The organism is Sphingobacterium sp. UBA7253 (assembly GCF_002472745.1).
GTDB classification, from domain to species: Bacteria; Bacteroidota; Bacteroidia; order Sphingobacteriales; family Sphingobacteriaceae; genus Sphingobacterium; species Sphingobacterium siyangense.
The window spans coordinates 113,658-134,346 of the sequence record NZ_DKSP01000028.1; the positions used below are offsets into that span (position 1 = coordinate 113,658).

Genomic DNA, 20,689 nt, shown 5'->3' on the forward strand with positions numbered 1-20,689 from the left:
AGCTTTTTTGTTTATAGTGTACTGTTCTTGTTATACTGATCCTTAAAGCAAAATAATAAGGCTATCGATTAACTGGTTAGTTTTATGCTATCAGTGTTTGAGTTATACCCTAATTGAACGCTATATTTTTATCTACATCAGTTGGTGTGACAGCCCCTTCTTTACACAAACGGAGCGGCAGGTCCTTATTTAGAGACACTGAAGATGGAGCGCATATAAGCTTTCTTCGATGTCTTATTTTTGTTGATTGCTATCTACACATATTAAGACTCTATCTGTTGCAAAGGAAGCAGTATATGGAACGTTGTACCTTCGCCTTCTACAGTCTCAAAATAAATTTGCCCATTACTGGCTTCAATTGTTTTTTTGACAAGAACTAGCCCTAAGCCGTTTCCTGAACTCTTTGTCGTGAAATTAATTTGGAAAATTTTATCCTGCATCTCTTTGGGAATTCCATAACCATTGTCTTTGATGTCTATCTTGACAAATTTGTCTGAGTAGCGTTCAATGGAAATCTCGATCTTCATGTTTTTTCGCCCATAACCTCCTTCAATCGCATTTTTTATTAAATTATTGAAGGTTCTCAATAACTCATTACCATCAGCCTTAACAATAAGGGTTTTGTGATCGGCATTGTTAATGAGACGAATACTTACATTTGGTGTATTGTTGTACAAGGAAATGGACTTTGTTACCTTTTCTACAATATTGATGTTTTCCATTACTGTATTTGGGAATTTTGCGAAGTGCGAAAATTCTGAGGCAATATGCGTCAATGCATCGATTTGTTCGATAAATGAAGTGGAGAATTTATTGAAGCGATCCGGAAATTTAGGGTCTTCATCTTTGTACGATCTACGGAGTTGCTGAATACCTAATTTCATTGGCGTCAGCGGATTTTTGATTTCATGGGCTATCTGTTGAGCCATCTCACGCCAAGTTGATTCGCGCTCAGTATCTTTGATTTTATTGGCATAGTCTTCAAGTTTTATGATCATGAGATTATATTCTTTGATCAATGTACCTATTTCATCATTTCGTTGCCAAAACAGAGGTTCGTTGGGTTGTCCCAGGCGTAGTTGTGAGATCTTCTTACTGATGATGCTCAATGGATTGGTGACACTGTTGGCCACAAATGTCGCATAAAAACCAAAGCCTATGATGATCAGCGAATAAATGTTCACTATTGTATTTAAAAGAAGATTCTTATTAATATTTTCTTCCTTCTGAAGCGAGAAGTTTGGTATACCTATATAAGCGAGTGTATTATAGTTTTTGTCCCTAATGGTTGCATAACTGGTCTCAAATTGAAAAGTGCCTATACGCTCATCTTCAATCGTCTCCGATTTTTTTAAGATAGAAAGATTCTTCAGTGCAGCTGGATTAATGAAAGTAGAGAAAAGTTCCAGATCGTAGATTCTACGTTGCGAGCTATAAAGCAACCTGCCTGATTTGGAATAAAGATTGAAGTCTTTGGAAATTGTTTCAGATAATGTCTTGAGCATGCTGATAAGCTGCGTCTCGGTGGATGTTTCATCTGTGTAGGTCAACATATTTTCCATCCGTTTGCCCAATTCGATAATAAAACGTTCCTTACTTGCTTTATTGTTATTATAAAGTTGCTTGTTGATACTTATATACGAAATTACCGCAGATATGAGGATAGCTAGTATTACCGATGAGATAATGGAGGTTTGGATACGTGTAGAGTACTGTATTTTATTTACTATTTTGTAGAACTGATATTTTAAATTACGGAAAGTTAGCTTGGTATTCTTAAGAAAGATATAGAATGATTTTATGAAATGGAAAAACATGAAAATCATAAAAAATACCAGGAACAAAAATGAAGTAGTCGCTAGATAGTCCCAAAAAGAAGGTTTTTGTTTACTGATAACATATGTTGAGAATTTATTGGCAACATAAGCCATATGTAGGTATGCATCACGGTCCAGTACTTGGATATATTCTCCTGGAACACCTTTCAGCCCCCTTAAATTGTTCTCGTAGGTATATTTCCCAAACTGTGTTATTAAAGAACCGCCTTTATAGAGGGCTATCGAATAATCCCCCTTATTATAATATTGCGAATTGTTGATCCGCATATCGGTGAGGATTTCGGGATAGGGAACCGTATAACTAAAATCTTTATTGGAAAGATTGATGATAACATTGACAATCCTATTTTGGTCAATGGTGACAGGAATAATGGAGAAGTATTCATGCGTACCCAATTCAGCGCTGGCACGGTAGAAGTTCTGAGTGACTTTTATCGACTTGTTGATTACCTTTTCTCGATATTCATTGATCTTATTCTGACTGGCTGGATTGAGCGGAATATTATTCTGATCATAATAATATGTTTTGAACTCGTACTTGGAAAGATAGCCACTAAAGTATTTTTTCTTGATAAAATCGTTGATCCCCTCGGTATTGGTATAGGGAAGGCTGATATTAAATAAGTGTTTTAATTCTTGATCGTTTGCTAAGCTACTTTCAATATCAGAGAATAATGAAACAGCATTGACATCATCTTCTGATTGTAGATTACTCAACAAGATTTTCATGTCAATTAAGTTCCGTTCCTGATAGAAACGTGCGTGCGTGATCGCACTTATGATTGCCCAAAGTATCAGTACAGCAATATAATTTGTTAATATATGTCTGTCGAAATACTTCTCGCCAAATGATTTAATAAGGATGATCAGCGCGAGTAGCAAATTGACCAGGCTATTTTTCTCGATATAAAAGGAAATGATCAGGATGACAAAAATGACACATGCCAGTTGAATATTGAGTAGCTGCGTCGGTTTTAATTCTAATTTTTTAAGAAAAAATAGTACAAGATCAATGTAGATACTTAAAGCCAAAATACCCATGCCAACAATGCCTAGATCTACCCAACTTAAGAAATGTAAATCGACAAGTTTTGTGAAATCAAAATAGATGTTATTGGAGTGTGTAATTAATGTACCAGCGATGTCATACAATAGACCGAACGATAGATATATACTTAGAATAAATCCGATTGCGATAGGAATTCTAAAGAGCCGGATGTTTTTTATTTTGTCAAAGTTGAGCTCTTTGCGAATTGAATAGATAAATAGAACCAACCATAGCACCAATATGGTGGTGGACATCACGGACCATATATTAGGGAAGAAGCGATTATAGGCGTAATTCCGTGAGTCGAAAATTGAAAATGTCGCATTTTCGGACAGCAGGTTCCACTTAAGATCGGCAAATTTGACAAGGCTAAATATCGACAATAGCAGTATCGCAGACCACCAGGCTCTTCCTGTCTTGGCCATATGTAAGCAGAGGCTATTGAAGAAGATCAGTAACGCGATCCAGGCAAGTAGCCAGCAGAAGAATTGCAAAATTGTATAGGCATTTTCATGCTCTCCATCTTTTAGCTTAACGGAGAACAGATAAGACCCCTCATTGCTATAGATATTTTTAATGGTGACCGTGTCTGTATAGGAGGCGATGTCAATATTTCTGGAGTCGAAGAAGTTTCTCCGCAAAGAGCTATTTAAATACGGGTTGTTGTTATTTGTATAGCCTTTTACAATAATATAGGCGAGTATACTGATATTGCCAATTGTTTTTTTTCGAACAACGTAAGAACGGTTATCATCCTGAATAAAATTGGATTTTTCTGGAAATCCCTGATCTGTAATAGGCACAAATAGATGCGTGCTCCACATCTTGGGTTCATGGTCCTTAAAAAGAAATAGAAAAACCTTTTCGTTGGTTTTAAACTTTTCGAAGGCCTGATATACTGCAATAGGATACTGATCGTAGTTTTTAAATGTTTTGAGCAGGAGTGAATCATTGAAAATTCGATCGACTTTTTTCTCTTGTTGAGCGATATAATCATTGAGTGATTTTGTATCAATGTCTAGTATTTCCTTATTGGTAACAGATTCTTTAATGGTTATAGCTGTTCCTATAAAGCATAAAGTCAAGATAAGTAGGAGTAATCGAATTTTTATACCAGAATTCACGTGCGTCAATTTACATTATTGTAAATATAAAAAAAAGTCCTTGCTTTCTTAGGGCAAGGACTTTTATATTATTTTTCTGAATTACCCATTTTCATGAGCCAGAAAGAATCTTCATTAGGTTTTCGTAGCTGTTGATGCTAGCGAAAACATGAAGGATTTAATATGCTAATTAAACGTGTGGCTCTTCTTGACGGAAGATTTTAGCAGTTAAATATTCACGGTTTAAGCGCGCAATGTTTGTTAACTTGATACCTACAGGACATTCAGCTTCACAAGCACCCGTGTTGGTACAGTTACCGAAACCTTCAGCATCCATTTGATCTACCATTGCCTGTGCACGTTCGTAACGCTCAGTTTGGCCTTGAGGTAATAAGGCAAATTGAGAGACTTTTGCAGACACAAATAACATTGCAGATGCATTTTTACAGGCTGCAACACAAGCACCACAACCGATACATGTTGCCGATTCGAAAGCTTCGTCAGCAATACGTTTAGGGATCGGAATAACATTGGCATCAGGAACACCACCTGTATTGACATTTACATATCCGCCCGCTTGTTGAATGCGGTCAAAAGCCGTACGGTCTGTTGCAAGGTCTTTCAATACCGGGAATGCAGCAGCTCTCCAAGGTTCAATCACGATAGTTTGTCCATCGTGGAAGCTACGCATGTGCAATTGACATGTTGTGGTGCCTTCTTTAGGACCGTGAGGGCGACCATTGATTACTAATGAACACATCCCGCAGATACCTTCACGACAGTCGTGATCGAAATATACAGGATCTTCTCCTTTACGAGTCAATTCTTCATTGACAATATCAAGCATCTCTAAGAAAGACATATCATCAGCGATATCGTTTGCCTGATAAGTTACAAATTGACCTTTATCTTTATCATTTTTTTGACGCCAAACTTTCAGCGTTAAATTCATATGTTGTGCCATGATAATTTTCCTTCTTATTTATAACTTCTTTGTGTTAACTGAACGTTCTCGAATACCAAGTCTTCCTTGTGTAATTCCTCAGGTACATTGTCTCCTTTGTATTCCCAAGCAGATACATAGGCGAATTCATCATCGTTACGTTTTGCTTCACCTTCTTCAGTTTGGCTTTCTAAACGGAAGTGACCACCACAAGACTCAGCGCGTTGCAATGCATCAACAACCATTAACTCACCCAATTCTAAGAAGTCAGCTACGCGACCAGCTTTTTCTAAAGAAAGATTTAATTCTTCGTTTTCTCCAAGCACTCTAACGTTTGTCCAGAATTCTTTTTTCAACTCTTGGATCAAACCTTGTGCCTTTTGTAATCCTTCAGCCGTACGAGCCATACCACAATATTCCCACATGATGAGACCTAGTTTTTTGTGGATATCATCAACAGTTTCTGTACCGTTTAAAGACAACAATTTGTTGATTTTATCTTCAACCTCTTTACGCGTAGATTCGAAAGCAGGATGGCTATGATCTACTGGTGCGAAAGAACCTAGTTTAGCTAAGTAATCACCCACAGTGTAAGGGATCACGAAATAACCATCAGCAAGACCTTGCATCAATGCCGAAGCACCTAAGCGGTTTGCACCGTGGTCAGAGAAGTTACACTCACCTAAAGCATACAAACCAGGGATTGTAGTCATCAAGTTGTAGTCAACCCATACGCCACCCATTGTATAGTGAACAGCAGGGTAGATACGCATTGGTTGTTTGTAAGGGTTTTCGTCAGTGATTTGGTAGTACATGTCAAATAAGTTACCGTATTTAGCACGTACTGCATCTTCGCCTAGACGACCGATCGCTTCTTTAAAATCCAAGAATACGGCGAAACCAGTTTTACCAACACCACGACCATCATCAACAGCTTCTTTTGCATTACGAGATGCTACGTCACGTGGTACCAAGTTACCGAATGAAGGGTATTTACGCTCCAAGAAATAGTCTCTGTCGTCTTCTTTGATATCATTGGCTTTGATCTCACCTTTACGTAATCTTTCTGCCATTTCTTGAGTTTTAGGAACCCATACACGGCCGTCATTACGTAAAGACTCTGACATCAACGTCAATTTAGACTGGTGATCTCCAGTTACAGGAATACACGTTGGGTGAATTTGAGTATAACAAGGGTTAGCAAAGTAAGCACCACGTTTGTGTGCTCTCCAAGCTGCTGTAACGTTACATCCCATTGCATTTGTAGACAAGAAGAATACGTTACCGTAACCACCAGTACACATCAATACTGCATGTGCAGCATGAGTTTCGATTTTACCGGAAACCAAGTCACGAGTTACGATACCTTTAGCATGACCATCGATCATAACCAAGTCTAACATCTCATGACGCGTATAAGATTTTACTTTTCCTTTTTTGATTTGACGGTTTAACGCTGAATAAGCGCCCAACAACAATTGTTGTCCCGTTTGACCGCGTGCATAGAAGGTACGGCTAACTTGCGCACCACCGAAAGAACGGTTGTCCAATAGACCTCCGTATTCACGTGCAAATGGAACACCTTGAGCAACACATTGGTCAATGATGTTGACAGATACTTCTGCCAAACGGTAAACGTTTGCCTCACGTGAGCGGTAGTCACCACCTTTGATTGTATCGTAGAATAAACGGAAAACAGAGTCTCCGTCGTTTTGGTAGCTTTTTGCTGCGTTAATACCACCTTGTGCCGCAATAGAGTGCGCACGACGAGGTGAATCTTGGTAACAGAAGGTAATTACATTATATCCTAATTCGGCTAAAGATGCCGCTGCAGATGCACCAGCAAGACCTGTACCAACAACAATAACAGTAAATTTACGTTTGTTAGCAGGGTTAACCAACTTAAGATTAAATTTATAATTTGACCACTTTTGGGCTAATGGGCCCGCTGGTACTTTTGAATCTAACATATCTCTTAATTTTATATTGATCGATAAAGCCTGAGCTTTATCTTAAAAGATTCTGAATTATTTAAAGAAGAAAAACAATGGCATTATTGCAAAGCCAATTGGAATTAATACCCCAAATACCCAAACACCGATTGCTCTGATGATTCCAATATATCTTCTGTGGTTAAAACCTAAAGTTTGGAATGCAGATTGGAAACCATGAATTAAGTGGAATGCCAAAGCTGCCATCGCAATAACATACAAAGCTACCAATGCAACATTTTTGAATGCAAAGTCAACTTGCTTGTACAAATCTCTCGCTTTTAAGATTTGAACATTGTTTTCTACCGTTTCTTGGTAGTCGTGGAATTCAGAAGCTTGAAGTTCTCTCGCTGTGGTTTGTCCAGTTGCCAAATCAGTACGGTATTCGATGTACGGCACTTCATCATTGTGAAACTTCCACCAAAAATTAGACATGTGCGTAGCTAAGAATACTAAAATGACAGTACCTAAGATACCCATGTTGCGTGAATTCCACTTGCTGTTTGCTTGACCATCATATTTGGCATAACCAATAGGACGAGCGGCCTTGTTTTTCATCGACAATGTAATAGCGTAGATGACGTGAACAATTACCGAAGCATACAATAAGTAAGAAACAACTTTGATTGGTGTAAAGTGAGTCATAAAATAGGCGTACTTGTTGAACGCTAGACCCGCATCATCTTTAAATAATTGCAAGTTACCAACCAAGTGAACAACTAGGAATAAACATAGGAAGATTCCTGTTAAGCTCATGATTAGCTTCTTCCCAATCGAAGAACTGAAAACTGGCTTTGATTTACTCATTATCCTTGTAATTTAATTTGAATTAGGCAAATCTACTATTTGCTATTAAATATGATACCATTTTGACAAGAAAAAGCAATAATTTAGAACGGTTCTAAAGTTTATTGAAATAAAAAGTCCGTTTTGAATAAAAACGGACTTTTAAACAGTATATGAACAAGGTTTAAAGAACTATAGGATACTGAATAATCTATAGCCTAAACCGATACTCCACATGTTGATTTTGGGATTTGCCTGGCTCTCGTTGTTGACTTTGTTTAAGCCCATTTCATATCTTACATCAACACGTAAGCTTGAAATGTCAGCACCTACACCAAATGCCCAAGATGTACCACTTTTTTTGTAGTTATTTGGGTTCAATTGGTCAATGACTTGATCTTGCTTGTCATCGACTTTAAATGAAAATATTGGGCCAGTTTGAATCCTTGCTCCAATCGGACCTAAGCCAAAGCGTTTGCCTAATAATACTGGAACATCGACTGTTGTAAATTTTACATCTGTCGATTCGCCGTCCGGATTTGTTACTTTGGTGTTTTTACCTGTTAAATAAACCTCAGGCTGAATATGGAATCCCAATACACCAACACGTCCATAAAGACCTGCTTGGTAGCCTGCTTTCGTGTCAGAATTGAAATATTTTCCATCGCTTTTAAGTTTAGAGAAGTTCAAGCCTCCTTTTACACCCACCTCAAACCCTGGCAAAAGCTGCGCCTGTGCCGTTGCTACGCTACCACAAATCAAAAGTAATGCTGGTAAAATCTTTTTCATAATCTTTTATTTATGTATATATTGTATCTTTAAACAAACTTTTACAGTTCAGTAAAGATATACAAATTTTATACCTAAATCTGAGTTATGCTGAAAATTAACGAAGAACAGTGGCAAGTAGCCAAAGAAAAACTCCGTCGCAAGTACAACCACTTAAGTGATGAAGATTTAGCTTTTCAAGCAGGAGAGGAAGATAAACTGATCAATAGATTGTCTTTACGTTTGGGACGGAAGCCTTCCTATGTTTTATTTACGATAGGTAAAGAGATTCAGGATATTAGTAGCAACCGATTATGAGTGACGCCATTAGTTGGACCGACTTTGAGAAAGTGGATTTACGGGTAGGAACTATTTTAGAAGCAAAAGACTTTCCAAGAGCTAAAAAGCCAGCATATCAGTTGAAACTTGATTTCGGCGATGAAATTGGTGTATTACAGAGTAGTGCCCAGATTACAGTACACTACAACAAAGAGGAATTGATTGGGAAGCAAGTTGTCGCAGTTGTCAACTTTCCCAAAAAGCAGATCGCTAATTTCTTTTCTGAGTGTCTAGTGACCGGCTTTCCGGACGAAAATGGAGATATTATTTTGACATCCGTCGACAAAAAATTACCAAATGGATCTAAACTTAGTTAAGTTTGTACCATGACATTTATAGATTTTGAAGGAACACAACTCATCGATAGTGACGAGTCGTTCATGCGTATGGCATTGAATGAAGCTAAGGTCGCTTACGAAGAGGGAGAGGTGCCTATTGGGGCAGTTATTGTTCATCGAGGACGTGTTATAGGGAAAGGTCATAATTTGACGCAGCGATTAAATGATGTGACAGCTCACGCTGAGATGCAGGCTTTTACAGCAGCAGCAAATTACCTTGGGGGCAAATACCTGGATGAATGTACATTATACGTTACCATTGAGCCTTGTATTATGTGTGCCGGAGCGGCCTATTGGACACATATTGGTAAAATAGTCTATGGAGCCAAAGATGAAAAGCGTGGCTATTCCCATTTTCACGATAAAATATTACACCCCAAAACTGTCATTACACATGGCGTTTTGCAGGAAGAATGTGCTGATTTGGTAAAATCATTTTTTCGTCAAAAACGGTAGGGAAATAATGGATTTATTGTAACACATAAAAACATAAACGTGTATATTGTGTTATATTTGTATGTATAAACGAAGTAATAAACATTTAAATTAAAATAGATATGGCATTTGAATTAGAAGCGTTACCATACGCAGCCGACGCATTGGAACCACATATTGACAAAACTACAATGGAAATCCACCATGACAGACACCATCAGGCATATGTGGATAACTTAAATAAAGCTATCGCAGGAACAGACGCAGAAAACTTATCCCTATTGGATATTATTAAAAATGTAAGTAAATACAGCGCAGCCGTACGTAATAATGGTGGTGGTCACTACAACCACTCTTTGTTTTGGAAGGTTTTAGGCCCAAATGCAGGTGGAGCTCCAACAGGTGAATTAGCTGAAGCAATCAATGCTACATTTGGTTCATTTGATGAGTTGAAAAAACAACTTCAAGCTGCTGGTGCCACTCGTTTTGGCTCAGGATGGGCTTGGTTAATTGTTGGTGCTGATGGTAAACTTGCAGTAACTTCTACACCAAACCAAGACAATCCATTGATGGATGTTGCTGAGGTAAAAGGTACGCCTATCTTAGGTATCGACGTTTGGGAGCATGCTTATTATTTGAAATTCCAAAATAAGCGTCCAGCGTATTTAGAGGAAATCTTTAATGTTATCAATTGGGATGCCGTAGCACAAAACTATGCTGCAGCTAAATAGTTGATCATTTGATAGAACAATAGAAAAGCGACAATAAGTTATTATTGTCGCTTTTCTATTTTATAAACAAAACCTAGTTGGTATTTGTTTATAGGGCATGAATTTAACTCCAATAATTCAGGGAACATAAAAGGAAAGAAGAAGGGTAATTATTTATGAGAAATATTCTGATACTTTTAACAGCACTTTTTGTATTGAACTCCTGCCAGGGGCAGCAGCAGGGGCATCGGGTAAAGAAACCTGATTTCACCAAATTACCTGAAAAAAATACGGCGAGTTTGGATACGGCGACATTTGCTGCAGGATGTTTTTGGTGTACTGAGGCTCAGTTTAAGGAGTTAGAGGGTGTTGTACATGTGGTTTCGGGATATACCGGTGGATGGGTAGCAAACCCAAGTTATGCGCAGGTTTGTACCGGGAGTACAGGGCATGCGGAAGCAACCAATATTATTTTTGATCCAAAAGTGATCAGCTACGATAAACTATTGGAGGCCTTTTTTGTAGCACACGATCCAACGGAGCTCAATCGTCAGGGAAATGATGTTGGCACCCAATATCGTTCGGCTATTTTTGTGCACAATAAAGAGCAGCTTGATAAGACGCAATATTATCTTTCGACGTTAGAAAAGGAGCATGTTTTCAATAAACCTATTGTAACCGAAGTAGTTCCGGCAACCGTATTTTATCCAGCAGAGGACTATCATCAAGATTATTATAGATTAAATGGAAAAGAACCATACTGCCAATTGGTGATTAAACCGAAATTGGAAAAATTTAAACGTATCTTTTCCAAGGTGCTCAAAGAAGGACAGTAACTTTGGGTATTCATAAAATTTGAGGTAATTTTACTTCTATTAACGCTATTTAGTGTCATGCTAACAGGTTGAAACCATGGTTTCTGATGAAAATAATGGAATGAACAAACTTGATCCCTTCATGATTCATAAATAGTATTTTTTGGATGAATAATTAATAATTGTAATATGTCTAAAGGATTTTTTACAGTTCCTGTTCCTACCAACGAACCGGTGTACACATACGCTGTCGGAACGAAAGAACGTAAATTGTTGAAAGCAGCAATTGATGAGGCACGTTCGAAACAAATCGATATCCCAATGTATATTGGTGGTAAAGAAATCACTACTTCTAAAAAAGTAAACTTAGCTCCTCCACATGACCACCAACATATTTTAGGTCAATACAATCAAGGCGATAAATCTCATGTAACAGATGCAATCAATGCAGCTTTAGCGGCGAAAAAGGATTGGGAAAATCTTACTTGGGAAGATCGTGCTGCGATATTCTTAAAAGCTGCTGAATTGATTTCAGGTAAATACCGTTATGAGTTGAATGCTGCTACAATGTTGGGACAATCGAAGAACCCATATCAGGCAGAAATTGATTCGGCATGTGAGATTGTAGATTTCTTGCGTTTCAATGTACAATACATGAGCGAAATCTATAAACAACAACCTCCTATATCAGGTAAAGGTGTGTGGAACCGTGTAGAACAACGTCCTCTTGAAGGTTTTGTATTTGCATTGACTCCATTCAATTTTACAGCGATTGCGGGTAATCTACCTTCCTGTGTCGCAATGATGGGGAATGTTGTGGTATGGAAACCATCCAATACCCAAATCTATTCAGCAAATGTATTGATGAAAATTTTCCGTGAAGCTGGTCTTCCGGATGGTGTTATCAACTTGGTGTATGTTTCAGGTCCTGACGCTGGTGATGTGATTTTCCAACACCCAGATTTCGCAGGTATCCACTTTACTGGTTCAACAGGAGTATTCCAGGATATCTGGAAGACGATCGGTAACAATATCCACCGTTATAAGACGTATCCACGTATTGTTGGTGAGACTGGTGGTAAGGATTTTATCGTTGTACACCCTTCGGCCGATTTAAAAGCTGCAAATACAGCTTTGGTTCGTGGTGCTTTCGAATACCAAGGTCAAAAATGTTCTGCGGCATCGCGTGCATACATTCCTAAATCCTTGTGGCCTGCATTGAAAGAATCTATGACGACTGACGTAAAATCTTTTACAATCGGTGGAACAGAAGATTTTACAAACTTTTTCAATGCTGTAATTGATGAGAAGTCATTTGATAAATTAGCGAAGTATATCGACAGAGCTAAAGAATCTAATGACGCAGAAATTGTAGTTGGTGGTACATACGATAAATCTAAAGGATATTTCATTCATCCAACAATCATTGAGGCTTCAAAACCAGATTACGAGACAATGGTTGAGGAATTGTTTGGACCTGTCCTGACCGTATATGTTTACGAGGATGCTAAGTTTGAAGAAACCTTAGATATTGTTGATACAACATCTATTTATGCCTTGACTGGATCAATCATTGCGCAAGATCGCTATGCCATTAATTTAGCAACAGATAAATTAAGACATGCCGCTGGTAACTTCTACGTGAATGATAAGTGTACAGGTGCTGTCGTAGGTCAACAACCGTTTGGTGGTGCTAGAGGCTCGGGTACAAACGACAAAGCGGGATCAATGATCAATTTGCTTCGTTGGGTGTCTCCTCGTACAATCAAAGAAACATTTAATCCAGATACAGATTATAGATACCCTTTCTTGGAAAAGGGAGAATAAGGAAGCTCGCATAGCAGCTTTCTTCAATCAAAATAGAAAAGGGCGCTTATTAAGCGCCCTTTTCTATTTCTTAAATAATCCCAGTTCTGTGCCATCGTCTCTAGTCATCCGTATGTTCAATGACTTGTTGTTCCCGGCTACATCGATGATAGTTCTTTTCCCAACTTTTGGACCTCCCCCTATAAATACAGGATAATTGTGGTCTTTATCTGCAGGGTAGTAGCCATATTGATGTGTATGACCAGAGATCATGGCATCAATTTTATATTTCTGAAACAAGGGATGGAAACATGCTCTGTTATTCAAGGTACCATGCCAGTCATCCGAATGAAAAATCGGTATATGGCTAATGACAACAGTGTGCTGTGCACTCTTTCTTTCCTTGGATTGTAGAACCTTTTCCAGCCATTGAGCCTGTTCTTTTCTGTAGTTATCATAATCGACTGTTCCGGCGTATACCTCATGATTGTCAGGCTTGTCTTCGCCACTGTCCAGCATGATCCAAAAAATAGGACCTCTTTTAAAGGCTTGGTAATACTTGTTGTCAGGATAACCAAAATATCTTTTGAAATTACGTGCGAAGGATCCCCTTGTCTCATGGTTTCCCCGATTCATAATGAATGGTTTTCCTGTCGCAAAAAATTCAATTGGCTTTAGTAGTTTCTCCGTAATATCTTGCTGATTGGTGACATAATGAAAGGAATCACCATTCAGTACAAAAAAATCGTAGGGTGAAATATCCTGATGCGGAATAAGGTCACGATAACTGCTTTTTTCCTCATGTACATCGTTATAGACAAGACAGCGAATCTGTTCTTGATTGTTCTTGGCTAATTTGGCCTCGAAAATAGGGGTTTCTATTTCTTGGCCGTATACGATTTTATAAGGATCGAATTTTTGCACTTCCTTCGCTTTGATGCGATAACGAAATGAACGCGGTGCGTCTTCAATTGTAAAATGAAAAAAATCAGTATTGGCATTGATCATCCCATCTTCGGATTGGTAGATCTTTTTTTGGACATTCCCTCCATTGTCCAGTATCTCGAGCCAAGCAAAGGCATCTTTGCTCAAAATCGTAAAAATACTGATTCCTGTTTCGGTTTGATTTTGTAGATAGGCAGGTACGACAAAACTGAACTCGCTTTCTGCCTCATTTGCGTCTTTTTCTTGCGCGACGCTTATATTAGGTAATGTAATCCCGGCCAGAGCCAGGGATTCTAAGAATCTTCTTCTGTTAAAATTCATATTTAAGATCACAAGTGGTTATTTAATGTTTATCTCGACATATAATGGCCGATGATCACTCGCATATTGTTCGTTCAGAATACGGTGGTTGGAGAACTTTGCGGCAGATGGTGTATTGATCATGATATAGTCGATTTCAGTAGTGGGTTTATCTTGAGGAAACGTAAATCCGTTAGCAATGCTGCTTTTTGTGAATATTTTGCTAAGTTCAGTAATCGCTGGATCATTGGGTTCTGAGTTTAAATCACCGACAAGGATAGTGGGTAACTTTTCGTTTTTGAAACGCTTGGTGATGAATTTTGCCTGTTCGATTTTGTTTTTGTCTTTCAGGTCAAGGTGTGTATTTGCAAATAAGATTTTCCTTTTGTGTATCGTGACTTCTATTACAGATAAACTACGTGTTTCGCTTTGCACAGGGGAAGGTAGAAAGTGTTTCTCTACACGTTCAATTGGATTTTTTGATAAGATGGCGGTACCATATTCACCTTTATCCAGGTCTATCCCTTTGGAAAAGATATAGTGCATGCCTGTTAATTCGGCTAATTTTTTGGCTTGATTTTCAAAGTATGATCTACCGAGATTGACATCGATTTCCTGAAGACCTACGAGGTCAGCTTTTGAATTTTTAATAATTTTGGCAATTGTGTCAAGGTTGACAACTGATTCTTTTTCGGTGGGTGGGTTTCCGTGGTGGATATTAAAGGAGAGTATGCGTATCGTTTGTGCATGTAGATGAAATACTGAGCCTAGCAGTATTAAAAGAAATAGAATTAGTTTACGATTCATTGTTTATATTAAGTTTAGCATTGGATGTCAGGCGTTTTTGGCTCGACCTGCTAAAATTAATAAAATCTATTAGTACAAATTGAAAACTTTGGACATGTAACAAAATAATCATCTAAGCACTTGAATTTTCGCAAAAAAAATAGCCATCCTAAACAGGATGGCTACCTACATTATACTAATTTTTACAGCAACTAGTCTTCGTTTTCCTCGATGTTAAGCATTGGATCTTCTCCTGTCACTTCAGCTCGGATTTTAGCTTCAAGTTCGTCCATTAAATCCGGATTGTCGAATAATAAGGCTTTAACAGCATCTCGACCTTGTCCTAATTTGGTCTCACCATAGCTAAACCAAGAGCCTGCTTTTTTAATAATACCATATTCAACACCTAGATCAATGATTTCACCTACTTTAGAGATACCTTCACCAAAGATGATATCAAATTCCGCTATGCGGAACGGAGGTGCAACTTTATTTTTTACAATCTTCACTTTTACGCGGTTACCCGATACTTCATCAGAATCTTTGATTTGTGATGTGCGACGGATATCTAAACGTACAGAAGCGTAGAATTTTAATGCATTACCACCAGTTGTTGTTTCTGGGTTGCCAAACATCACACCAATTTTTTCACGCAATTGGTTGATGAAAATACAACAACAGTTTGTTTTTGAAATTGTACCTGTCAACTTACGTAAAGCTTGTGACATCAAACGAGCTTGAAGCCCCATTTTAGAATCACCCATTTCGCCTTCGATCTCACCTTTTGGCACCAAAGCGGCAACGGAGTCAATAACAATAACGTCGATTGCACCAGAACGGATTAGGTTATCAGCAATTTCTAAACCTTGCTCACCATTATCTGGTTGAGAAATCAATAAATTTTCTACATCTACGCCTAATTTTTGAGCGTAATATTTATCAAAAGCATGCTCAGCATCAATGATTGCTGCAATACCGCCTTTTTTTTGTGCTTCGGCAACAATGTGAGTTGCTAAGGTAGTTTTACCTGAAGATTCAGGTCCATATATTTCAATGATACGGCCTTTTGGTACACCGCCAATTCCTAAGGCGATATCCAAGCCTAGAGATCCTGTAGAAATAGCTTCGATCGGCTCAACAGCAGTATCACCTAATTTCATAATTGAACCTTTTCCAAAGTTCTTTTCCAATTTATCTAACGTCAGCTGTAAAGCTTTTAGTTTATCTGTGTTGCTCATATTTTTAGTATATATTTCTCAAAATTAAAAATTAAAAATCATAAACCAAATATTTTCACTAAAAAAATTAGTTTTTTGTCTCTGGTATAGCTGAGACACTTTTTATATGGTGATTTTTTTCAAAGTATTTGCACATATAAGTGATAGGGCATTTCTCACACAGTGGTTTTCGGGCCAGGCATATATAACGCCCGTGTAAGATAAGCCAATGATGGGCAATGGCAATCGTGTCTTTAGGTAGATTTTTTACCAATTGTTTTTCCACAGCTAATGGTGTTGTTGCACGATAAGTTAGCCCAAGACGGTTTGCAACACGAAAAACATGGGTATCTACGGCCATAGCGGGATTATGATAAACAACAGAGGAAATGACATTAGCTGTTTTTCGACCTACACCTGGAAGTTTCACAAGATCCTCAATTTTTTCGGGTACAATATTGTCGAACTTTTCAATCAGTAGCTGAGCCATCCCCACAAGGTGTTTGGCCTTGTTATTCGGATAGCTTACAGATCGTATATAGCTAAACACCTCGTCTACGCTGGAAGCTGCCAAGCTGTGTGCATCTGGGTAGCGTGCAAACAACTTGGGCGTGACTTGGTTGATCCTTTTATCTGTACACTGTGCAGATAAAATAACGGCAACCAGTAATTCAAAGGGATTACTATAGTTGAGTTCTGTCTGTGCGTCAGGACTATTTTTGGAGAAATAATCTACGAAAGCCTTGTATCGTTCTTGTTTTAACATCGGTTCAAAACTAGCCAAAATTTCCATCAAAAAAGAAATTTTGAAACCTAGTAGAAGGAGAATAATCTGATTTTAGTTTGTGGAAGGTAAGGCGAGTCACAGCAGTTTTACACTATAGCTGATCATGGATGTCGTAAGGTGAAAAAGAAAGGCCTAATCTCCAGATTAGGCCTTTCTTTTTTCTAGTTGTTTAGAATATACAAGGATATTCTCAACACATCTTCTGCTTGGATGAAGCAACATTTTTGGTAATTGAAGTTTCAATTCATTTTCTATGTCCTCGTCTGTCATTACCTTTTCGTTTTGGGTTAGCAAATTTTGAACTTCGTTTTCTGATTGGGTAAAGTTTTCTACCATAAGCATCTGTTGTTTTGTTTCTGTAAGTTAATTAATTAAACGGACAAAAGATAGTTTTGGTATAAAAAACGAGAAAATATTTATTTTTTCTTTCTGTTAGTATATTCCTCCGCTTTTATGATAGCGTTATATGCATTAACGATTCCTCCAGTGACCGAAATGTCTGCTAATCGAACCGTTTTGCTGGCATCTTCACCAACTTTTACCTGTACCAGTTGATTCGGCTTTTCTACCGATTCCATAATAATTTGTTTCGTTTCCACAGCGCTCAAATTAGGGTAATAAGAACGAATCATGGCGGCCAGACCAGCGACAACGGGAGCAGCCATACTTGTGCCCTGTTCTTCTTTATACTTGGAATCTGGTACCGTTGAGTTGATGTGGACGCCAGGCGCGAAAACATCGACAGTTTTTTTACCATAATTGGAAAAATCGGCTAATAGTTCATTGTCCAAATAAAGGCCGGTTGCACCCACTGTGATCCAAGCATTAGCAATCCCGGTTGTATCACCTTTTACATCCGTATAATACTTCATCGGAAAATTAGGCTCTATATCGTTATCTTCACTGTCATTCCCTGCGGCATGTACCATCAGGACATCTTTGGATTCAGCATATTTGATGGCATCGTCTACGGCCTGTTTATTATAGGCATAACTTTTTCCAAAGCTCATGTTAAGTACTTTAGCGCCATTGTCTGCTGCATAACGAATGGCATTTGCGACGTCTTTATCACGCTCATCACCATCAGGGACAAGTCTAACTGTGAGTATTTTAACATTGTCCGCTACGCCGTTGATACCAACATTATTATTACGTTTTGCACCAATGATTCCAGCGACATGGCTACCATGTAATGCGTCCGGTCCTTTTACATCTGCATTTCCGTAGTATCGCTCTGAAGCATCTTCATAATTATCTCCAACAATAGGTCGAGAATCGTATGCTTTGTTTAAATGATAATCAACTTGATTGTTGAAATATTTTGCACCTTCGGTGATATCATCAAAAAATTTGGCGAAGCCGCCGTTGTTGATTTCATCCTTTGCATAGCCAAGTGCGATACGTTGCGTGTTTGTGGTTGCTTTGAAATTGTCTATATCCTCCTGTGTGATATCTTCGGGCTTTTTACCTATTTCACGTACCACAGCGTCTATGTTGCGTTTGAGCGCATCGTAGGAAAATTGGCCCATCTTAGCTTCTTCTAGCTTGTTTTTATATTTGGCAAGCATCTTTTGATAACTAGCGAAAGCTTTTCGATCAGTTTCATTGAGTTCTGTTGCTGCTGTGATGTTTGCAAACTTTTTGTCCAGAACCCTAAGCTGTCTTGTCAATTCTAGGTTATCGAACTGAACATCCTTTCCATCGGCGTTTCCAATAAAATTCCAGCCATATTTATCATTGATATAACCATTGCCATCATTATCTATACCGTTTGCAAGACTATCCTTCACATTGATCCATACAACATCTTTGAGATCCTCGTGATAAACATCAACACCTCCATCCAATACCCCAACAATGACTGGAGTGGATTTTCTTCCTTTCAATAAAGTTTTATACGTTTTTTCGGTACTGATTCCCATGACCCCATCTGTTTTATAATCCAAATTGAACCAATTTGCTGGAATGGTATCGGATTGTCCGAAAGAGATAAGGGGCAATGCGCCCAAAGTAAGTAGATATAGTGATTTTCTTAAATTCATATGTACAAAATTCTTGATAGGTGTTCCGCTTTCATTTGTATCAAAGAACGCGTTCCACCTGATTATTCTCTCCTGTTTATTTAAATTTTCTTCATGAGCGTGTAAGCTCGCATATTCCTGCCTATAGCAGAATAGCAAAGATAATGCTAATGCCTCTTCTGAACTGTTAATTTTTATTAAAAGTATTTATAATCCATATCTCTTAGCAAATTGTTGACGAAATATCTTAAATTCAAACCATTTCAAGGAGTTTCCTGTGTTAGTTGATTGATCCAGGTAGCAGAATAAGAAAGTATGTATATTGAGTAGCATATAAGAAAACGAATGCAACAAAATAAGAAAATAGTTTGGCCTAATGTGATGGCCCCAGTGGCAGCAATTTACCCTCATGTCAGAAAGATACATGATGATACTGTGCAAGATGATTATTACTGGATGATTGATTACTTTAAAAAAGGAGAAAAATCGCAAGAAGTTATTGACTACCTGGAAGAGGAAAACAATTATACCAATTTAATGCTTCAAGATACCGAAGATTTACAGGAAAGTCTTTTTCATGAATTGAAATCCCGGATTAAGGAAAAGGACGAGTCTGTGCCTTATTACAAAAATGGCTACTTTTATTATAGCCGGACGGAAGAGGGAAAACAATATTTTAAATTCTGTCGGAAAAAGGGGACACTGGAATGCGAAGAGGAAGTGCTGTTGGATGTAGATCAGCTTGCCGAAGGGCATGCATATTATACGGCAAAAGGATTTTCTGTGAGTCCGGATAATCGTTTGCTAGCCTTTAGTGTGGATACTGTCTCTCGGAGAGAATATACCATATTTATCAAAAATATCGAGACCGGAGAAATCTATCCCGACCAGATAAAGAATACAGAGGGAGCCGCTATTTGGGGAAATGATAATCGAACCTTGTTCTATACGGCCAAGAATCCTGTTACCTTGCTTAGTGAAAAGATTATGCGGCATACACTGGGGGGCGATCCTGCAGCAGATGTGCTTGTGTATGAAGAAAAAGATAACACAAATTATATCGGAGTTGGTAAATCCAAAAATGGAAAATATGTTATGATCAATTCTGAAGGGACATTATCCTCAGAAATTTGGTTATTAAATGCTGACTCACCGCAATCGGAATTTCGTATTTTTCAGCCTAGGATACAGGATGTTCTCTATTCGGTTGTTGCATTGGAAGATCGGTTCTTAATACTTACCAATGATGGAGCTATTAATTTCCGAATCATGCAATGTCCCTTAGATCGTACAGATCGCAGCCACTGGCAGCCATTCATAGACCATCGACCGGATGTATTGGTCAGCGATATTGAAGAGTTTAAGGATTTTCTGGCGATTGCTGAAAGGAAAAATGGATTGACCCAATTGGCAATTTATAATTTAAAGAGTCAGCATCAGCACTATTTGGATTTCGGAGAAGTTGCCTATACGGTATACCCGGGTATTAATGTTGAATACAACAGTGATAAGTTACGATATGGCTATACTTCTTTAGTGACACCAAGCTCAGTCTATGAATATGATATGGCTAAGCAGAAGAAAATATTGTTAAAGCAACAGGAGATTTTGGGAGGGTATGACCAAACCGCGTATATCACCGAACGTGTTTTTGCAACAGCAAGAGATGGTGTTCAAGTGCCCATCTCTATTGTTTATAAAAAGGGAACCAAA

17 protein-coding genes and 1 pseudogene are annotated in these 20,689 nt (G+C 38.2%); 7 read left to right on the plus strand and 11 right to left on the minus strand.

Going from position 1 to position 20,689, the window contains the following annotated elements; all coding sequences use genetic code 11:
- Nucleotides 1-263 precede the first annotated feature (263 nt).
- The 5 genes from B2X72_RS02440 to B2X72_RS02460 all read right to left on the minus strand — a co-directional run bounded on the left by B2X72_RS02440 (nucleotide 264) and on the right by B2X72_RS02460 (nucleotide 8,498).
- Nucleotides 264-4,010 carry an ATP-binding protein gene (locus B2X72_RS02440; protein ID WP_286848196.1) on the minus strand — a complete coding sequence of 1,249 codons (3,747 nt, stop codon included), beginning with the start codon at nucleotides 4,008-4,010 and terminating at the stop codon, nucleotides 264-266.
- 169 nt (nucleotides 4,011-4,179) lie between these two features.
- On the minus strand, nucleotides 4,180-4,953 hold the full coding sequence (locus tag B2X72_RS02445; RefSeq protein ID WP_182330307.1) for a succinate dehydrogenase/fumarate reductase iron-sulfur subunit: 774 nt from the start codon (nucleotides 4,951-4,953) through the stop codon (nucleotides 4,180-4,182).
- A gap of 14 nt (nucleotides 4,954-4,967) precedes the next feature.
- Nucleotides 4,968-6,902, minus strand: a complete 1,935-nt coding sequence (locus B2X72_RS02450; RefSeq protein ID WP_286848197.1) for a fumarate reductase/succinate dehydrogenase flavoprotein subunit — start codon at nucleotides 6,900-6,902, stop codon at nucleotides 4,968-4,970.
- A 57-nt stretch (nucleotides 6,903-6,959) separates the two neighbouring features.
- A complete protein-coding gene (locus B2X72_RS02455; RefSeq protein ID WP_046674909.1) occupies nucleotides 6,960-7,730 on the minus strand; it encodes a succinate dehydrogenase cytochrome b subunit in 771 nt (256 codons plus the stop codon).
- Between the two features lie 171 nt (nucleotides 7,731-7,901).
- Nucleotides 7,902-8,498, minus strand: a complete 597-nt coding sequence (locus B2X72_RS02460; protein WP_286848198.1) for a porin family protein — start codon at nucleotides 8,496-8,498, stop codon at nucleotides 7,902-7,904.
- A gap of 87 nt (nucleotides 8,499-8,585) precedes the next feature.
- Between B2X72_RS02460 and B2X72_RS02465 the strand changes: the two genes are divergently transcribed.
- The 6 genes from B2X72_RS02465 (at nucleotide 8,586) to pruA (ending at nucleotide 12,941) form a co-directional block, all read left to right on the plus strand.
- The gene (locus B2X72_RS02465; RefSeq protein ID WP_070561956.1) at nucleotides 8,586-8,795 is read left to right on the plus strand and encodes a hypothetical protein; all 210 of its coding nucleotides are present in this window, start codon (nucleotides 8,586-8,588) and stop codon (nucleotides 8,793-8,795) included.
- Entirely contained in the window at nucleotides 8,792-9,133 is a 342-nt protein-coding gene (locus B2X72_RS02470; RefSeq protein ID WP_286848199.1) for a tRNA-binding protein, read from the plus strand. The genes B2X72_RS02465 and B2X72_RS02470 overlap by 4 nt, the downstream gene beginning before the upstream one ends.
- A 9-nt stretch (nucleotides 9,134-9,142) precedes the next feature.
- On the plus strand, nucleotides 9,143-9,610 hold the full coding sequence (locus B2X72_RS02475) for a nucleoside deaminase (protein ID WP_046674913.1): 468 nt from the start codon (nucleotides 9,143-9,145) through the stop codon (nucleotides 9,608-9,610).
- A 101-nt stretch (nucleotides 9,611-9,711) separates the two neighbouring features.
- On the plus strand, nucleotides 9,712-10,320 hold the full coding sequence (locus B2X72_RS02480; protein WP_120333147.1) for a superoxide dismutase: 609 nt from the start codon (nucleotides 9,712-9,714) through the stop codon (nucleotides 10,318-10,320).
- Between the two features lie 155 nt (nucleotides 10,321-10,475).
- Entirely contained in the window at nucleotides 10,476-11,135 is a 660-nt protein-coding gene (gene msrA / locus B2X72_RS02485) for a peptide-methionine (S)-S-oxide reductase MsrA (RefSeq protein ID WP_182981020.1), read from the plus strand.
- 168 nt (nucleotides 11,136-11,303) lie between these two features.
- Complete coding sequence (gene pruA, locus B2X72_RS02490; RefSeq protein ID WP_075990900.1) at nucleotides 11,304-12,941, plus strand: L-glutamate gamma-semialdehyde dehydrogenase; 1,638 nt, start codon at nucleotides 11,304-11,306, stop codon at nucleotides 12,939-12,941.
- A 63-nt stretch (nucleotides 12,942-13,004) separates the two neighbouring features.
- On the opposite strand, the gene B2X72_RS02495 is transcribed toward pruA, so the two are convergent.
- The 6 genes from B2X72_RS02495 to B2X72_RS02520 form a co-directional block, all read right to left on the minus strand.
- Complete coding sequence (locus B2X72_RS02495; protein WP_083663473.1) at nucleotides 13,005-14,186, minus strand: metallophosphoesterase family protein; 1,182 nt, start codon at nucleotides 14,184-14,186, stop codon at nucleotides 13,005-13,007.
- An 18-nt stretch (nucleotides 14,187-14,204) separates the two neighbouring features.
- A complete protein-coding gene (locus B2X72_RS02500) occupies nucleotides 14,205-14,972 on the minus strand; it encodes an endonuclease/exonuclease/phosphatase family protein (protein ID WP_075990901.1) in 768 nt (255 codons plus the stop codon).
- A gap of 191 nt (nucleotides 14,973-15,163) precedes the next feature.
- Entirely contained in the window at nucleotides 15,164-16,189 is a 1,026-nt protein-coding gene (gene recA, locus B2X72_RS02505) for a recombinase RecA (RefSeq protein WP_046674918.1), read from the minus strand.
- A 67-nt stretch (nucleotides 16,190-16,256) separates the two neighbouring features.
- Nucleotides 16,257-16,934, minus strand: a complete 678-nt coding sequence (gene nth, locus B2X72_RS02510; protein WP_075994622.1) for an endonuclease III — start codon at nucleotides 16,932-16,934, stop codon at nucleotides 16,257-16,259.
- A 165-nt stretch (nucleotides 16,935-17,099) separates the two neighbouring features.
- A complete protein-coding gene (locus B2X72_RS02515) occupies nucleotides 17,100-17,291 on the minus strand; it encodes a hypothetical protein (RefSeq protein WP_286848201.1) in 192 nt (63 codons plus the stop codon).
- A gap of 80 nt (nucleotides 17,292-17,371) precedes the next feature.
- Complete coding sequence (locus B2X72_RS02520; RefSeq protein WP_075990903.1) at nucleotides 17,372-18,997, minus strand: S8 family serine peptidase; 1,626 nt, start codon at nucleotides 18,995-18,997, stop codon at nucleotides 17,372-17,374.
- A gap of 324 nt (nucleotides 18,998-19,321) precedes the next feature.
- On the opposite strand from B2X72_RS02520, the pseudogene B2X72_RS02525 reads away from it, so the two are divergent.
- Nucleotides 19,322-20,689, plus strand: a pseudogene (locus B2X72_RS02525) (oligopeptidase B); the annotation flags it as partial.

Bases quoted from the DNA above. Each gene is read 5' to 3' on its own strand.
- B2X72_RS02445 (WP_182330307.1), bottom strand. From the start codon at position 4,953: ATGGCACAACATATGAATTTAACGCTGAAAGTTTGGCGTCAAAAAAAT.
- B2X72_RS02450 (WP_286848197.1), bottom strand. From the start codon at position 6,902: ATGTTAGATTCAAAAGTACCAGCGGGCCCATTAGCCCAAAAGTGGTCA.
- B2X72_RS02455 (WP_046674909.1), bottom strand. From the start codon at position 7,730: ATGAGTAAATCAAAGCCAGTTTTCAGTTCTTCGATTGGGAAGAAGCTA.
- B2X72_RS02460 (WP_286848198.1), bottom strand. From the start codon at position 8,498: ATGAAAAAGATTTTACCAGCATTACTTTTGATTTGTGGTAGCGTAGCA.
- B2X72_RS02465 (WP_070561956.1), top strand. From the start codon at position 8,586: ATGCTGAAAATTAACGAAGAACAGTGGCAAGTAGCCAAAGAAAAACTC.
- B2X72_RS02470 (WP_286848199.1), top strand. From the start codon at position 8,792: ATGAGTGACGCCATTAGTTGGACCGACTTTGAGAAAGTGGATTTACGG.
- B2X72_RS02475 (WP_046674913.1), top strand. From the start codon at position 9,143: ATGACATTTATAGATTTTGAAGGAACACAACTCATCGATAGTGACGAG.
- B2X72_RS02480 (WP_120333147.1), top strand. From the start codon at position 9,712: ATGGCATTTGAATTAGAAGCGTTACCATACGCAGCCGACGCATTGGAA.
- msrA (WP_182981020.1), top strand. From the start codon at position 10,476: ATGAGAAATATTCTGATACTTTTAACAGCACTTTTTGTATTGAACTCC.
- pruA (WP_075990900.1), top strand. From the start codon at position 11,304: ATGTCTAAAGGATTTTTTACAGTTCCTGTTCCTACCAACGAACCGGTG.
- B2X72_RS02495 (WP_083663473.1), bottom strand. From the start codon at position 14,186: ATGAATTTTAACAGAAGAAGATTCTTAGAATCCCTGGCTCTGGCCGGG.
- B2X72_RS02500 (WP_075990901.1), bottom strand. From the start codon at position 14,972: ATGAATCGTAAACTAATTCTATTTCTTTTAATACTGCTAGGCTCAGTA.
- recA (WP_046674918.1), bottom strand. From the start codon at position 16,189: ATGAGCAACACAGATAAACTAAAAGCTTTACAGCTGACGTTAGATAAA.
- nth (WP_075994622.1), bottom strand. From the start codon at position 16,934: ATGTTAAAACAAGAACGATACAAGGCTTTCGTAGATTATTTCTCCAAA.
- B2X72_RS02515 (WP_286848201.1), bottom strand. From the start codon at position 17,291: ATGGTAGAAAACTTTACCCAATCAGAAAACGAAGTTCAAAATTTGCTA.
- B2X72_RS02520 (WP_075990903.1), bottom strand. From the start codon at position 18,997: ATGAATTTAAGAAAATCACTATATCTACTTACTTTGGGCGCATTGCCC.